General features: G+C 65.6%; 12 protein-coding genes and 1 tRNA gene. 6 read left to right on the top strand and 7 right to left on the bottom strand.

What is annotated here, in order from left to right; translation table 11 throughout:
* Nucleotides 1–56: 56 nt before the first annotated feature.
* Together FBY20_RS06765 and FBY20_RS06760 are read right to left on the bottom strand one after the other, a co-directional pair.
* Nucleotides 57–476, bottom strand: a complete 420-nt coding sequence (locus FBY20_RS06765; protein ID WP_056320845.1) for a hypothetical protein — start codon at nt 474–476, stop codon at nt 57–59.
* Nucleotides 473–913, bottom strand: coding sequence for a transcriptional repressor (locus FBY20_RS06760; RefSeq protein ID WP_056320848.1), 441 nt, complete (start codon nt 911–913; stop codon nt 473–475). The genes FBY20_RS06765 and FBY20_RS06760 overlap by 4 nt, the downstream gene beginning before the upstream one ends.
* A 108-nt stretch (nt 914–1,021) precedes the next feature.
* Between FBY20_RS06760 and FBY20_RS06755 the strand changes: the two genes are divergently transcribed.
* Complete coding sequence (locus FBY20_RS06755) at nt 1,022–1,804, top strand: AraC family transcriptional regulator (protein WP_142050920.1); 783 nt, start codon at nt 1,022–1,024, stop codon at nt 1,802–1,804.
* Between the two features lie 33 nt (nt 1,805–1,837).
* On the opposite strand, the gene FBY20_RS06750 is transcribed toward FBY20_RS06755, so the two are convergent.
* Nucleotides 1,838–2,299, bottom strand: coding sequence for a YkgJ family cysteine cluster protein (locus FBY20_RS06750; RefSeq protein WP_056320849.1), 462 nt, complete (start codon nt 2,297–2,299; stop codon nt 1,838–1,840).
* A 219-nt stretch (nt 2,300–2,518) separates the two neighbouring features.
* Between FBY20_RS06750 and FBY20_RS06745 the strand changes: the two genes are divergently transcribed.
* The gene (locus tag FBY20_RS06745) at nt 2,519–3,136 is read left to right on the top strand and encodes a DNA-3-methyladenine glycosylase I (RefSeq protein WP_142050917.1); all 618 of its coding nucleotides are present in this window, start codon (nt 2,519–2,521) and stop codon (nt 3,134–3,136) included.
* On the opposite strand, the gene FBY20_RS06740 is transcribed toward FBY20_RS06745, so the two are convergent.
* Nucleotides 3,133–5,037, bottom strand: coding sequence for an LTA synthase family protein (locus FBY20_RS06740; protein WP_142050914.1), 1,905 nt, complete (start codon nt 5,035–5,037; stop codon nt 3,133–3,135). The two genes, FBY20_RS06745 and FBY20_RS06740, sit on opposite strands and share 4 nt — an antisense overlap.
* A gap of 348 nt (nt 5,038–5,385) precedes the next feature.
* Here FBY20_RS06740 and FBY20_RS06735 point away from each other — a divergent pair, with 348 nt between their 5' ends.
* Nucleotides 5,386–7,461 carry an AsmA family protein gene (locus tag FBY20_RS06735; protein WP_142050911.1) on the top strand — a complete coding sequence of 692 codons (2,076 nt, stop codon included), beginning with the start codon at nt 5,386–5,388 and terminating at the stop codon, nt 7,459–7,461.
* Between the two features lie 62 nt (nt 7,462–7,523).
* Here the strand turns inward: FBY20_RS06735 and FBY20_RS06730 are convergent, their stop codons facing one another.
* Nucleotides 7,524–9,110: a sensor domain-containing diguanylate cyclase gene (locus FBY20_RS06730; RefSeq protein WP_142050908.1), complete on the bottom strand. Its 1,587-nt coding sequence runs from the start codon at nt 9,108–9,110 to the stop codon at nt 7,524–7,526.
* Nucleotides 9,111–9,121: 11 nt separating this feature from the next.
* Complete coding sequence (locus tag FBY20_RS06725) at nt 9,122–9,769, bottom strand: TetR/AcrR family transcriptional regulator (protein WP_142050905.1); 648 nt, start codon at nt 9,767–9,769, stop codon at nt 9,122–9,124.
* A gap of 116 nt (nt 9,770–9,885) precedes the next feature.
* On the opposite strand from FBY20_RS06725, the gene FBY20_RS06720 reads away from it, so the two are divergent.
* Nucleotides 9,886–10,632: a 3-oxoacyl-ACP reductase family protein gene (locus tag FBY20_RS06720; protein WP_142050902.1), complete on the top strand. Its 747-nt coding sequence runs from the start codon at nt 9,886–9,888 to the stop codon at nt 10,630–10,632.
* A gap of 138 nt (nt 10,633–10,770) precedes the next feature.
* Nucleotides 10,771–10,846: transfer RNA gene (locus FBY20_RS06715), tRNA-Lys, on the top strand.
* Nucleotides 10,847–10,933: 87 nt separating this feature from the next.
* Here the strand turns inward: FBY20_RS06715 and FBY20_RS28055 are convergent.
* A complete protein-coding gene (locus tag FBY20_RS28055) occupies nt 10,934–12,844 on the bottom strand; it encodes a bifunctional diguanylate cyclase/phosphodiesterase (protein WP_142050899.1) in 1,911 nt (636 codons plus the stop codon).
* A 436-nt stretch (nt 12,845–13,280) separates the two neighbouring features.
* Here FBY20_RS28055 and FBY20_RS06705 point away from each other — a divergent pair, with 436 nt between their 5' ends.
* Nucleotides 13,281–15,206 (top strand): bifunctional UDP-sugar hydrolase/5'-nucleotidase, encoded by a 1,926-nt coding sequence (locus FBY20_RS06705; protein ID WP_142050896.1) that lies wholly within the window; start codon nt 13,281–13,283, stop codon nt 15,204–15,206.
* Nucleotide 15,207: the final 1 nt, after the last annotated feature.

Genomic DNA, 15,207 nt, shown 5'->3' with positions numbered 1-15,207 from the left:
CCTGTCATTGAACAACGGCCGCGCACGCCCAGTCTTAAATCGCGGGGCTTGGCGCCTTAATCGACATTGAAGCCGCCCGGCCCCGCGTGCCCAAGCAATTCCCGGGCGCATTGGACCGCTTCTCCCGGTGTCGCGACCGCCAGGAACGGCAGGCCGAAGGCGCGAGCCATCTTTTCGCCGCGCTTGCGCAGCTTGTCCAGCGCCTGGGCATCGCGTTCGACGGCGATGAACGCCCGGCATCGCGCCCGCAGGCGCGGCATGTTGGCGGTCTGCCATTCGATCATGGCCCTGCGGTCCTCGTGCGCGGCCTCATGGCGCGTGTCGGGCACCACCATGACAAAGGTGCGCGGGTTCTCCACCAGCAGCTCCATTTCCCGGATCCACGTGGCCGAATAGCCGAGCGGCGCGCCGCCGTGCCGGGCCGTCACGATGGGAAACTGCGACAGGTCGTGAAAGAAGAATTGGTCGTGGTTCATTCGAAGGCTCCGTGGGGCAGGGCAGGGTCGTCCGTGGCGCAGCCGCAGCTGCCGTAAAGCACGAGGCTGTAGGAATCCAGTTCAAAGCCGCAGCGCCGCGCGATCTTCCTGACCCGCTGCGCCGTGGCGGGATCGCTGGACTCCCGGATCTGGCCGCACCGCGTGCAGACCAGGTGGTCGTGATGCCCCTTGTCGTTCAGTTCGAACACGTTGGTGTGCGAATCGAGCTGGGTGCGTTTGAGCAGGCCGGCGTGCTCCAGTTGCGTGATCACCCGGTACACCGTGGCCAGGCCGATATTGCTGTGGTCCGAGATGAGGCGGCGGTAGATGTCCGCGGCGCTCATGTGCTCGTCGGCATGGCGGTAGAAGATGTCCAGGATCTTCAGACGCGGAAAGGTGGCTTTGATGCCGGCGTCGCGCAGCCGTGCGTGGTCCATGAAATTTCTCCATTCGGTGGGCGGATATCCCAATGATGAGAATGATGTACATTTTCAAATGGACCCGCTAACGGGAATCCGTCAACCTGTACCTCAAACCTGCCAACCATGCGTGAAGCGGCTGCCTCTCCCCCTCTGCCCGACGTCCTGCTGACGCCGTACAGCCTGCGCCGGCGCCGGGAATCCAAGGGCATTTCGGTGCCCGCGCACGTCCACGCCGAGGGCATGCTGGTGCTGGTGCACGAGGGACTTGTCATGGTGCAGTCGGGCGATCGCGTGTTGACGGTGCTGCCGGGCAGCCTGGGCTGGATTCCGCCCGGCGTGCGACATGGCGCGCGCTGGTTTGGCGAGGCGCGCGGCTCGTTCCTGCACGTGCACCCCGACGTGTGCGCGCGCTTGCCGCCGCATTGCCGGGCGTGGCCGTCCTCGCGGCTGATCGAGGCGCTGGTCGAGCGCTTCATCGAAGGCACGTCGCGGGAGACCCCGGCGGCCTATCAGGCGCAACTCTTTGACGTGCTGCTGGAAGAGCTGCGACAGCGCAGCGCCGAGGCGACCGTGCCGCTGCCGATGCCGGCCGACCCGCGCCTGCAGGATCTGGCCAACACATTGCTGGATACGCCGGACGACACGGCCGGCATCGACGAATGGGCGCAGCGGTTGAACATGTCTTCGCGCACCCTGATGCGGCGCTTTCGCCAGGAAACCGGCGTGACGCTGGGGCAGTGGCGTCAGCAGGCCAGGCTGCTACGGGCGCTGGAGATGCTGTTTCGCGGCGGATCCGTCACGCAGGCGGCGTTGTCGGTGGGCTACGAAAGCACCAGCGCATTCATCGGCAGCTTTCGCACAGCGTTCGGCATGACGCCCACGCGCTATCTGGCGGGGCGCGCCTAGGAAATGACCGCGAAGGGTTCGCCGCGGCGCGCGTCAGGCGGCCGCGGGCTGGTCCGGATGCAGCGGTCCCTGCGGGTCGTTCTCGGCGTCGGGACGGGGCGGCACGGGTGCCAGACCCAATCCCAGACGCAGGCGCTGGCAATCCGGATTGGGCGATCCGTCCGGCATCCAGATGTCGAAGTCGCGGCACGGCGTGGGCCGGTTGTCGTAGATGTCGCAGTGAATGCCGGGCTTGCCGAGTTCTCCGCGCAGCGAGATGCAGCGCCCGCCGCCCATCTCCGTGCCCTTCATGCAGGCGCGCAAGGGGCTCATCTGGGTGACCAGTTCCAGTGGCACCTGGCCGCCGTTTTCACCGGCCAGTTCACCGACGTAAAAGGACACGCGAAAGTGCGCGCAACATGCGCCGCAGTCCAGGCAGGGATTGGCTGAAGGGTCGTCGCCGGCCAGCACGGCAGGCGACACGAAGGTAACGAGCGAAGTCAGTGGCAGGGACATGGGCAAGGTCCGAAATGGCCTGTCCGGCTCCCCGTCTTGGCGCATGCCGGGCCTGCGATGCGCCGGCCCGCCGCGCTGATCCGACGGTGCGCGCGGCACAGGCCGGCGCCGAATCAAGGCCGGAAATATTATCTGGATTTGCGTTGCGGCCGCTACGACTTTTTTCAGGGACGTTGCTGGAGTAGCATCGGTTTCCCGTCAGCCGTAAGGAGCGATCCCTTGTCCGCCAAAACCGATTTCCCAGATGGCCTTGCCCGTTGCGGCTGGGTGGACACGTCCGCCGAATACATGGCCTATCACGACACCGAATGGGGCCACCCCGAAGGCGACGATCGCGCGCTGTTCGAACAGCTTTGCCTTGAAGGTTTCCAGTCCGGGCTCAGCTGGCGCACCATCCTGAACAAGCGCGAGGCCTTCCGCCGCGGCTTTGCCAACTTCGACCCGGCCAGGCTCGCCGCCTTTGGCGAACAGCAAGTTCAGGCGCTCTTGGCCGATCCGGGCATCGTGCGCCATCGCGGCAAGATCGAAGCCATGATCAACAACGCGGCCCGCGCGCTGGAAATGATCGACCGCGAAGGGTCCCTGGCCGCGTATTTCTGGCGCTTCGAAGCGCCGCCCTCCAAGGTATCCACCTACGGCGCCTCGACCTCCGAACAGTCCGAAGCCCTGTCCAAGTCGCTCAAGAAGCTGGGCTGGAAGTTCGTGGGGCCGACCACGGTGTACGCCTTCATGCAGTCCGTGGGCATGGTCAACGACCACAGCCCCGGCTGCCATTGCCATGCGCTCGTCGAAAAGAAGCGCAAGGCGTTTGTTCGGCCGGGTGTCCGGTCAGCCTAGGGCGCGGTCTGCACCGGTGCCTGCGTGGGCAAGCTGTAGCGCCCCTCGCGGTAAGCCCAGCTTGGCCACAGCGCGTGCGCCAGTGCCTCGGTTGCCAGTTCGGCGTTCAGCGGCGCGGGCGCGTAGTCCTCGGGGGCCGTGTAGCGGTACTGCACCGGGGGCTTGTTGGGCGCCAGCACCAGCAGGTCGTCTCCCTTCAGATACCCATAGGTGCTGTCGTACTGCATGATGGCGCGTCCGGGCGTGCTGCGCGTCAGGTCGTGGCCGATCATCGGGTGCTCGGTATCCACGCCAATCAGCGACAGCAGGGTGGGCGGCAGGTCGATCTGGCTGATGATGCGGTCGTCGCGCCGCGCCTCGATGCCGGCGCCCAGGATCACGGCAGGAATGTGGAAGTGGCGTACCGGCACCAGGCTGGCGCCGAACACGCGCGAGTCATGGTCGGCCGCCACCAGGAAGACCGTGTTTTCCCAATACGGAGACGCCTTGGCGCGTTCGAAGAACCGGCCCAGCGCCCAGTCGGCGTAGCGCACCGTGTTCTCGACGGTGGCGGGGTTGCCGTCGGTTTCGATGCGGCCCGCCGGGTACTCCCAAGGCGTATGGTTGGACACGCTGAACGCCAGCGTGAAGGTCGGCTGGTCGCCGTCTTCGCGCAGCAGGCGGTCAAGCTGGTTGAACATGTCCTCGTCCGACGCGCCCCACGTGCCGACGAACGCGGGGTCCACGAAATCAGGCCGGTCGACGATCTGCTTGAAGCCGTTGCCCAGGAAGAAGCCCTTCATGTTGTCGAAGTGCGACTCGCCGCCATAGATGAAGCGCGAGTGATAACCGTGGCGCCCCAGCAGGTCGGCCAGCGAAAAGAACCCGCGCTGCGAGCGCGGCAGTTTCAGCACCGCTTGTGCGGGGGTGGGCAGGAACCCGGTGGTGACGGCTTCCAGTCCGCGCACCGAGCGCGTGCCGGTGGCGTAAGCGCGCGTAAACGTCCAAGCCTCGCGCGCCAGCGCGTCCAGCTCCGGCGTCAGGTTGGCGCCGCCCAAGGCCGCGCTGTACTGCGCGCCCAGGCTTTCTTCAAGGATGATGACCAGATTGAGCGGGCGATGCGTCTTGCGCGTGGCCGGCTGGCGATGCAGGCTGGGGTAATCGGGATTCGGCGGGGGAAACGGCAGCCCGGACTTCGCCAGCACCAGGGCGTGCATTTCGTCGTCGTCCATGCCGCCATATACGGCGGAGGCCGACTTCTCGTTCTTCATGCTGTAGACCGCATAGAACACGTTGTACAGCGAGTTCAACGCCAGGGTGTTGAGCATGCCGTCGGAGCTGTAGGCCACCGAGGACGGGTTGATGGGACGGTGGCCCAGCGTGCCGCGGATGGCCAGGATCACCACCGCCAGGATCGCCACGCTGGCCAGCGGCATCTGCCACCACGTCAGCGGCGCATCCGGACGCGCGTGGCCCAGCAGCGCCCACGCGCCCCAGCCAATCAGCGCCAGCGCGCCCAGTCCGCCCAGCAGAGCGCCCTTGTAGCCGCGCCACAGCATCCCCGAGACTTCGCGCGGGTGCTTCAGGTATTCGACGAACAGGCGGTTTGGACGGGAGTCGTATTCGATGATGAAGGGCGGCGTCGCCACTTCCAGGAACGCCAGCAAGACGAACGCCACGATGTACCAGACAGCGGTGATGTCCGCCGCCACCGGGATGTGGCCGAATAGCGGCGACAGCACGGCCGGCAGCGCCGCCAGCACCGCGATCTGATGCGCATCGATGCGCAGTCCCCGCAGCAGCAAAGGCGCCAAACCGCCGGCATTGCGCACGCGCTGCCACTGCCAAAGCGCCAGCGCCAAGCGGCTGAGCGTCAGCAGCGCGAAGGCCGCCAACACGAATATCAAAGTCGAGTGCCGCATCGGGCCTCCAGGTTGTCCTGCACTTGCGCCCGGTCAGGGCGGATTTGGTCATTTGGCATTGGAACCGCGCCGGCGTCAAAAATTCGGCAACAGGGCCGGATACGGTTACTACCGCCCAGCCGCAGTCGTCTCTCTTTGTAACGGCGCACCCATTGCACGGGCACGCCGCTTGCTGCGCAGCGGTGCGGACGTTCGCGCCGTCGGCATGCCTGCATGGCGAGTTCGCCCGGAAAAATCCGCACACATTATGGCGTCGTTCCGTCCGACCGTCGCTGCAGGCCGCGATACCCTGGGGTAGTGATCCGGCCAGCTCAGTTCGGCCGGGCAGCAAAGCCAAGGATAGTAACCATGACGCGAACAAGAAAAATAGCGATCGGGATTGTAGGGGGCATTGCCCTGCTGGTGGCGGTAATGGTGATCGTGATCGCCACGTTCGACTGGAACCGCGCCAAGCCCATGATCAACGAACGGGCCACGGCCGCCATGGGCCGCCCGTTTGCCATCAACGGCGACCTGAGCGTGCGATGGCAACGGGAGGCGGGAGAGGGCGGCTGGCGCAGCTGGGTACCGTGGCCGCGTGTGGTCGCCAACGACATCACCATCGCCAATACCGACTGGGGCAAGGCGCCGCACTTCGCCACCCTCAAGCGCGCGGAGTTCAGCCTGTCCCCCTTGCCGCTGCTGGCCCAGCACGTCGTCATCCGTCATATCCAGTTGACCGAGCCCGCGGCTGACCTCGAAAGGCTGGAAGACGGCCGCGCCAACTGGGTCTTCACCCTGCCAGAGTCCGGCGAGCCGTCCCCGTGGGTCCTGGACATCAATGAGATCGGCTTTGACAAGGGGCGCGTCGGCTATGCCGACGAAGTCATGAAGGCCGACCTGACCGTGCTGGTCGATCCGCTGGGCAAGCCCGTGCCATTCGCGGACGTGGCCGGTAAATCCTTCGAGCCCGAGGACGGTTCGGCCGTCGCGCCGCGCGACTACGTGTTCGGATGGAAGGTCGACGGCAAGTACAAGGGGCTGTCCACCAAGGGCGAGGGCAAGGTCGGCGGCATGCTGGCCTTGCAGGATCCCAAGCAGCCGTTCCCCTTGCAGGCCGACGTTGCCATCGGCGGCACGCGCGCCTCGGTCGCGGGCACGCTGACCGATCCCGCGCATCTGGGCGCGCTGGACCTGCACCTGAAACTGTCCGGCTCGTCCATGGCGCAGCTGTATCCGTTGACGGGCGTCACGCTGCCGGACACCCCGCCCTACAGCACCGACGGCCACTTGGTGGCCAAACTGCAGAACCCCGGCGGGGCGGTGTTCGACTACAAGAATTTCAACGGCAAGGTCGGCGACAGCGATCTGCATGGCGACATCAGGTTCGCGCTGGGCGCGCCCCGTCCCAAGCTGACGGGCAAGCTGTCGTCCAAGCTGCTGCAAATGGCCGACCTGGGCCCGCTGATCGGCGTGCCGTCCGGCGGCGGCCCGAAGGCCGACACGGACAAATCCAAGGACGCGCCAGCCAAGCCCAAGGGCGGCAAGGTTCTGCCTACGCAGGAGTTCCGCACCGACCGCTGGCGCGACATGGATGCGGATGTGTCGCTGGATGCGGCGCGCATCGTCCACGACAGCAAACTGCCGCTGTCTGATCTCTCGGTCCACGTCATCCTGCAGGACGGCAAGCTCACGCTTGATCCGCTGCGCTTCGGCATGGCCGGCGGCACGATGAACGCGACGGCGCGACTGGACGGCTCGAAAGCGCCGCTTACCGGCCGCATCGACATGCACGCGCGCCGGTTGCAGCTCAAGCAGCTGTTTCCGTCTGCCGAAGCCATGCAGAAAACGCTGGGCGAGCTCAACGGCGACCTGGCGATCAGCGGTACCGGCAACTCCGTGGCGGCCCTGCTGGGCACGGCGACGGGCGACGTCAAGATGCTGGTCAACGACGGCGTCATCAGCCGCAGCCTGATGGAGCTGGCGGGTCTGAACGTCGCCAACTATGTGGTCTCCAAGCTGTTCGGCGACGATGAAGTGAAGATCAACTGCGGCGCGGCCGACCTGGAGCTGAAACGGGGCGTGATGACGCCGCGCGTCTTTGTGTTCGACACCGACAACGCGTTGATCACCATCACCGGCTCGGCCAGCTTCAAGGACGAGACCCTGGATCTGGATATCGACCCGGACAGCAAGGGCTTTCGCATCTTCTCCTTGCGCTCGCCGTTGTACGTGCGCGGGACGTTCGGTTCGCCCGACGTGGGCGTGCACGTCGCGCCGCTGGCGGCGCGCGGGGCGGGCATGGTGGCGCTGGGCGTGCTGCTGACGCCGGCGGCCGGGCTGCTGGCGCTGATCGCGCCCAGCGCGAATGACGACAATGCTTGCGGGCCGTTGCTGGAGCAGATGCGCAAGCCGCCCAAGGCGCCTGCGCCGGCCAAGAAGTAGATAGGCAAGAAGGCCGGCACATTGCCGGCCTTCTCGCTGTCATCGGCGTGCGACGCTAAGGCTCAGGGCATCGTCCGGAATCCCTCCGGCGCGGTGTCGTCGGCCGCACAGACCCTGTCGCGGCCGTGATTCTTGGCGTAATAGAGCGCCTGGTCCGCGCGCTCGAACACGGCTTCCAGTGTCGCGCCTTGATCCGGGTAATGCGCCACACCCACCGAGATCGTGATGAAAGCGGGCAGGGGCGAGCCTTCCGCGACGGCCAGGCGCGCGCGCAGGCGCTGCGCGATCCCGATGGCCGCCGCCATGCTGGCGCCCGGCAGCAGCATGACGAATTCCTCGCCGCCCGGCCGCGTCAGCACGTCGCCGCTGCGCGAACCCTCGCGCATCACGCCGGCCAACGCCTGCAAGGCCTGATCCCCTGCCGCGTGGCCATAGCGATCGTTGATGCGCTTGAAGTGGTCGACGTCGATCGCCACGATGGCCACCGGCGTACCCTCGGCGCCCAACAGCGCCAGCGCCTCGTCCATGCCGCGGCGGTTCAGAAGACCCGTCAGCGTGTCGGTCGTGCTCTCTTGGCGCAGGTCGCTGAGCTTGTGGTGCATCGACGCCAGACCCGTCAGCAGCGCGCGCCGCAACTGCGCGGCCTCGAAATACCATGAGCGCACGGCGCGGATCCGGTCCGCGGAATCGGGGTCCTGCATGCGCTTGGCAATACTTGCCATCTGCCCCAACGGGCGTGCGATCCAGCGCGACAGCAGCCATATCAGAACGACCGATAGCATCAAGAGCGGCAGGGTGTTGCGGACCGTGGCCATCAGCAGGTCGGCAAGCGGGCGCAGCGTGCTGTCCACCGGCCGCTGCGCGATGATGCTCCAGCCGGTGCTGGGAACCGGCGCAAAACCGGCCAGCATGTCGCGGCCATCGCTGTCGATGAAGCGCTGTTCACCCGTCTCGCCGCGCCGGGCGGCCGCGAAGGTGTCGTTGTCGGGGGCGGGCTTGCCCAGCCGCGCGCGGTCCGGGTGATAGATCAGCGTGCCGTTGCGGTCGATGACATAGAGAAATGAACCATCGCGGTAGAAATGCTCGTCGAGCAAGCGGTCCAGCACGTTGTCTTCGTGTAGGTAGAGCGACCCCGCGATGAATCCGAGGTAACGGTAGTCGCGCGAAAAAATTGGATGGGTATAGAGGATCTGCCAACGCCCGTTGCTGGCCTTGAAAGGCTCGCTGATCGTGGGCTGGCGGACGGCGAGCGCCTGCTTGACCGCATCGCTGACCAGCTGGTGTCCCAGCAATTGCGGATACGACGGCGACACGGCCAGCACCTTGCCTTGCGGTGACGCCACGAAACTTGAGTTGAAGTGGCCCATCTGCTGTTCCAGCCGCCGCGTCTCCGCCGCCATGCGCTCGGGGTGGCTTTCCATGTCGGCCAATTCGTCGGCGCTGTAGGAAAGGTAGCGGTGGATGTCGTTCAGCAGCGCATTGGTGGTCAGCGCCAGCTTGGACGCATAGATGCGATTCGTGTCCATCGCATTGCGCAAGAGCAGATCGCGCTGCACCAGATAGCTGGCATGCAGGCCGCCCGCAAGCACCACAAGGACCGACAGCAGGCTGATCCACAGGATGAGACGCCGCAGGTCGACACGAAACATGACGGCATCCGTCAGCTGCGGGCGCGGCCCGGCGGATCGCCGGAAGGCGGCAAGGCGTCGCAGGCAAGCGCTTCCCAGGCGCGCATCGCCTGCCGGGCCACCGCCTGCAATGTCTTGCGGCTGGCGCCGTCGCGGGCCTGGATCGACATGCCATGCAGCACCGTCGTGTAGAACGCGGCCAATCCCTTCAAGTCAGTCCCGGCGGGCAATTCACCCTGCGCGGCGCCCGCGGTCAGGCGGGCAAGGATGCGGCTTTGCATCTCGCGCCGGTTGTCCCCCAGAAAATGCCCCACGCTGGCCTGGTTGTCGCAACCGGCCGGCGCGCCCAGCACGATCATGCAGCCGGGAGGCAAGCCCGGCGCCGTGAAGCGCTCGGCCGACGCAAGCAGCATGGCCTCGATGGCATCACGCGCGGTTGGCGCCGCCAGCAGCGCGCGACGCGCCGAACCGCCTTCCGTGTCGCGGTACAGCTGAACGGCTTCCCGGAAAAGGCCTTCCTTGGAACCGAATGCGCCATAGAGACTGGGCGAGTTGATGCCCATCGCTTCCGTCAGATCGGTCAGCGATGCCCCTTCATATCCCTTCGACCAGAAGACTTCCATGGCCTTTTGCAAGGCTTGGTCCCGGTCGAAGTTGCGCGGGCGCCCTCGTTCAGCCATGCCGGGGATTTTACCCGTGCCGACTATTTTGTGTTGATCGATAAAAAATTCATTGACCAGCCATGAAGCGCCCGGCGATGATATTTGTACCGATCACTACAAAACGAGGTTTGACCATGCAGAACTTAAACGGCAAAGTGGCGTTCGTCACCGGCGGCAGCCGCGGCATCGGCGCCGCCATCGTGCGTCGGCTCGCGGCCGACGGCGCGGACGTGGCCTTCACGTACGTCAGCGCGTCGTCGGCCGGGCCCGCGGAGGCGCTGGTGCACGAACTGAAGGCGCAGGGCCGCCGTGCCGCAGCGATCCAAGCCGATTCCGCGGACGTGGCCGCGGTCAGGCGCGCGGTGGAAATCGCCATCCGCGAACTCGGACCGGTGGATGTGCTGGTCAACAACGCCGGCATCTTCCTGGCCGGGCACATCGCGGACAACACGTTGGACGACTACGAGCGGACGATGGACATCAACGTGCGTGCGCCTTTCGTCGCCATCCAGGCGGTTCAGGCCGCCATGCCAGATGGCGGACGCATCATCAACATCGGCAGTTGCCTGGCAGCCCGCGCCGGCCGGGCAGGCGTCGCGCTGTACGCGGCCAGCAAATCCGCGCTGGTCGGCCTGACGCAAGGCCTGGCCCGCGACCTGGGTCCGCGCGGCATCACCGCAAACGTCGTGCACCCTGGTCCCATCGACACCGACATGAATCCGGCCGACGGCGACCGCGCGGCCGACATGGTGGCGGTGCTGTCCTTGCCCCACTACGGACAAGCGCGCGATATCGCCGGGATGGTCGCATTCTTGGCAGGACCCGAAGGCCGCTACGTCACGGGCGCGAGCCTCGCGGTGGACGGCGGCTACGCGGCTTGATGCGGTCCGTCCAAACTATTTCGCCACCCGACTTGCACAAATAAAAAAAGCCCCATATAATCTTTCTTCTTCGCAGCACACACATAACGAAACGCTACGGCGCACAGCGCGGCAGCAGATCAAAGTGAGTGACTCGCAGGGCTGTTAGCTCAGTTGGTAGAGCAGCGGACTCTTAATCCGTAGGTCGAGTGTTCGAGCCACTCACAGCCCACCAGAATTCTTGGCAGTACATCAAAAAGCCCACCGGTTTCGGTGGGCTTTTTGCATTGCTTCGCAATTATTGGCTTGGCGCGCGCAACCCTTACGCCAATATCCGCAGCGCCGTCTCGATCCCAAACGCCTGCGCAAACTGCTGCGCCGGCAGGGGTCTGCCGAACAGATACCCCTGACCCTCTTCGCAATGCTCGGCCAGCAGCCGTTCGCGTTGCGCATCCGTTTCGATGCCTTCGGCGATGGTGTTCAGGTCAAAACTGCGCGCCACGTCCACGATGGCGCGGATCACGGTGGCGTCGCGGTTCGAGTCCAGCATGCCGCTGACAAACGAGCGGTCGATCTTGATGCGCGTGATGGGATGGGTCTTCAACAGGCTCAGCGACGCATACCCTGTGCCGAAGTCATCGAACGAGATGCCCACGCCTTGCGCGCGCAGGCGCTGCAGCATTTCCAGCACCGCGGCGTCGTGGTTCAGCACGATGTTCTCAGTGATCTCCAGTTCCAGCGCCTCGGGCGGCAGGCCGTGCCGGGCGAGGGTCTGCGCAACCTCGGCCGCCAGGTCTCCTTCGCGGAACTGCGCGCCGAAAAGGTTTACGGCGATGCGAAAGTCGTGCAAGCCGCTGCGGCGCCAGAACGCGGCTTGGCTGCATGCTTCGTTCAACACCCATGAGCCGACGGTGGCCGCCAGCGGTCCGCTCTCCAAGGAGGGAAGAAATACCGCCGGCGCCAGCAGGCCCAGTTGAGGATGACGCCATCGCAACAGCGCTTCGGCACCGGTCAGCGCACCGGTGGCCAGGTTGATCTGCGGTTGATAGAAGAGCAGGAACTCGCCTTTGGCGACCGCGCGGTGCAGCTCCATGCCATACAGGCGGCGTGCGACGGCTTCCAGGCGCAGGTTGGGGGCGAAGACGGAGACGCGGCCGCGGCCCACCGCCTTGGCCTTGACCAGGGCGAGATCGGCGTTGCCGACGAGCTCGAGCGCTTCGTGGGCGTGCAGCGGCGCAATGGCCACGCCGCAGCTTGCGGTAAGCCGAAGCTCCTGCCCGCCGATGTGGAAAGGTTCGGCAATCCGCGCGAGGGCCAGTTGCGCCAATTCCGTCGCCTGCGTCAGGTCGCCGGCGTCTTGCTGCAGGATGGCGAATTCGTCGCTGCCCAGGCGTGCGACGGTGTCGCAGCGATCCGCCGTGCGCTCCAGGCGCGCCGCAAGTTCGAGCAGGATTGCGTCGCCGATCGCGTGGCCCAGGGTGTCGTTGATGTCTTTGAAGCCATCCAGGTCCAGCATCAGGATGGCGGCAGGAGACGGGCGCGCCAGGACTTCTTCCACGCGCCGATAGAAGACGCCGCGGTTGGCCAGGCCGGTCAGCGGATCGAAGCCGGTGAACTTGCGTGCGTCCTCGTCATGCCGCATGGGCGCGGGGTCCGCACCGGCACGCGGCGCGGCCAGATGCGTCTGCCGCTCGACCGAGGCCAGATCGCTTATTTTTCGGGCGCGTTCGGCGTTGACCTCGACACGCCGAAGCTCCAGGCGGTCGGAGGCCATTCGGGCCAGTTCGCGCAGCCGGTCCTTGTCTTCCTCGCTGAAGTCGGTGTGCGGTTCCGTGTCGATGACGCACAGCGCGCCCAGCGGATGGCCTTCGGGGGAATTCAGTGGCACGCCGGCATAGAACCGGATGCTCGCCGCCCCGCAGACGAGGGGGTTGTCGTGAAAGCGATCGTCCAGCCGGGCATCCGGCACGACCATGACGTCGTCCTGCAAGACTGCGTGGGCACAAAAGGAGACGTCGCGGCGCATGTCCGTCTCTTCGAAGCCCGTGCTGGCCGCAAAGAAGACGTGATCGCTGCCGATCATGTTGATGGCCGACACCGGCATGTTGAACATGCGCGACGCAATGCGAACCACCGGATCAAGACTGGGAAGCGCGCGCCGCGCATCCAGCCCATATTCCGACAGGGCGCGCAGTCTTTCGGTCTCGCTTGGCAAAGGCGGGGGGCATTTCATCTACAGCCTCCTTTTATTTCTCCTTGTCCTGCGACGTACTGGATTTCCCGGCGTTGCTTGGCCGAGCCGCGCAACGTATCACCGTCCTGGCCTGTGGCCTGTTTTGGCGCGCGGGAGGCGCCGAAGAACCAGTATCGAAGTGTGACGCGATCATGAAAGATTCCCCGACACACCTGTAACTGAATATTCCGTTTTCGAATTTAGCGCAGCTTTCTTCCGTTTGCCAGCGCGCGGCGGGACGCGATTGCGCGATCACTCGGGGCGCGAAGGTCGCGCGCGCGAGCCCGCGCGGTACGCACAAAACGAGTCAAAACCATTACCCGCCGGCCGAAAACAATCATTTTTTTGCGCGGAAGGTTTTCAGCTTGCATTCATCGTTGCGTCATGCGCGGCACACAGAATGCGGGCCTCGAACAGCTTCCACGGGAAAAAGGAAATGAAGTTCTGGAATCGGAATGTGCTTGCCTGCGCCGTCATGAGTGCGATGACGCTGATCGCGGGCTGCGGTGGCGACAATGGCAGCGATGACGAAACGCCGCCGGTCATCGAGGAGCCGCCCGCGCAGGCCCGGCCGCTGGAACTGACGATCCTTCACATCAATGACCACCATTCCACGCTGGACGGCAAGGACAAGACGCTGACCTTGAAGAATGCGGCCGGGGTCGATACCGACGTGACCGTGTCGGCCGCGGGCATGCCGCGCGTGAAAGCCGCCATCGACCAGCTGGCCGCGAATTCGCCGAACGTGCTGAAGCTGCATGCGGGCGATGCGCAGACCGGGACGCTGTATTTCAACCGCGCCGGCGCGCCGGGCGAGGCCGATGCCGCGCTGATGAACACGGTCTGCTTCGATGCGATGGCGGTGGGCAACCACGAGTTCGACAAGGGCGACGACGGGCTGAAGCGCTTTGTGGACTTCCTGCATGCCGGCGCGTGCCAGACGCCCGTCCTGAGTGCGAACGTCGCGTTTGGCGCAAGTTCTCCGCTGCACGGCACCGATCTGATCAAGCCTGCCATTGTCGTCGAGCGCGACGCCCAGAAGATCGGCATCGTCGGCCTGACCATCGCCAGCAAGACCAAAGAATCGTCGAGCCCCAACGCGGACACGACGTTCACCGACGAAGCCGTCGCCGCCCAGGGGCAGATCGACGCGCTGCGCGCCGATGGCGTCAACAAGATCATCCTGCTCAGCCACATCGGCTACGGCTATGACAAGGAAGTGATTGCCAAGCTGAGCGGTGTGGACGTGGTGGTAGGTGGCGATTCGCACACGCTGCTAGGTCCCGACTCGATGAAGACGATGGCCGTGGGCACGCCGGGCGGCGCCTATCCGACCCGTCTGGCCGACAAGGACGGCAAACCCGTCTGCCTGGTGCAGGCATGGGAATACTCGCAAGTCGTGGGCGAACTGAAGGTCAGCTTCGATGCCAACGGCGATGTGACGAACTGCGCCGGCACGCCCCACGTGCTGATCGACACCGACTACCGCGTCAAGTCGGGCAGCGCCCTGGTTGCGGCCTCCGACGCCGACCGCGCCGCCTTCAAGGCCGAGGTTGCGGCCAGCGGCTTCCTGCGTGAGCAGACGCCGGACGCTGCGGCGTTGTCGGTGCTGCAACCCTTCAAGGACAAGATCGACGTCTTCAGCAAGACCAACGTTGCGCAGGTGCCGCTGGAGCTGTGCTTTCGCCGCATTCCGGGCCCCACGCCCGCCAGCAATGCAGCCAGTCCGGCTTGCGAAAGCGAAGGCAACGTCGCCCTGCGCGGCGGCGACATCCAGCAACTGGTGGCGCAAGCGTATCTTGATGTGGCCAATGCCGAATACGGCGGCGCCGACATGACCCTGCAAAGCGGCGGCGGTGTGCGGCGCGCCCTGAATGGCACCGTGACGGCGGCCGACGTGATCGCCGTCGTGCCGTTCGGCAACATGCTGTGGCGCCTGGACCTGACCGCCAATGAGGTCCGGTCCATGGTCGAGGACGGTCTGGACGCGACGTACAAGCCGGGCGGCAAGGACGGTCCTTATCCCTACGCGGCAGGCCTGCGCTGGGACGTGACGGCCTCCAACGCGAAGGGCAGCCGCGCCAGCAACTTTCAGTACCTGGATCAGGCAACCCGCACGTGGCTGCCGCTGGACAATGCGCGCACCTATCGCCTCTTCGTGCTGAGCTTCAATGCGACGGGCGGTGATGGTTACGCCACCCTGGCCAACGTGCCGTCCGAGCGCCGTTCCGACATCGGTGTGCTGGACGCCGACGTGTTCCAGGCCTACATCGACATGCAGACCAAGGACGCGGGCACCGGACTGCCGATCCTGAACCGCATCGACAACGACCGCTACAGCACGCATAACTGGCAGCCGTGAT

The sequence above is a fragment of the Achromobacter sp. SLBN-14 genome (genome assembly GCF_006715415.1).
Taxonomy (GTDB): Bacteria; Pseudomonadota; Gammaproteobacteria; order Burkholderiales; family Burkholderiaceae_B; genus Achromobacter; species Achromobacter mucicolens.
This window is presented reverse-complemented; position numbering and strand designations above follow the sequence as displayed.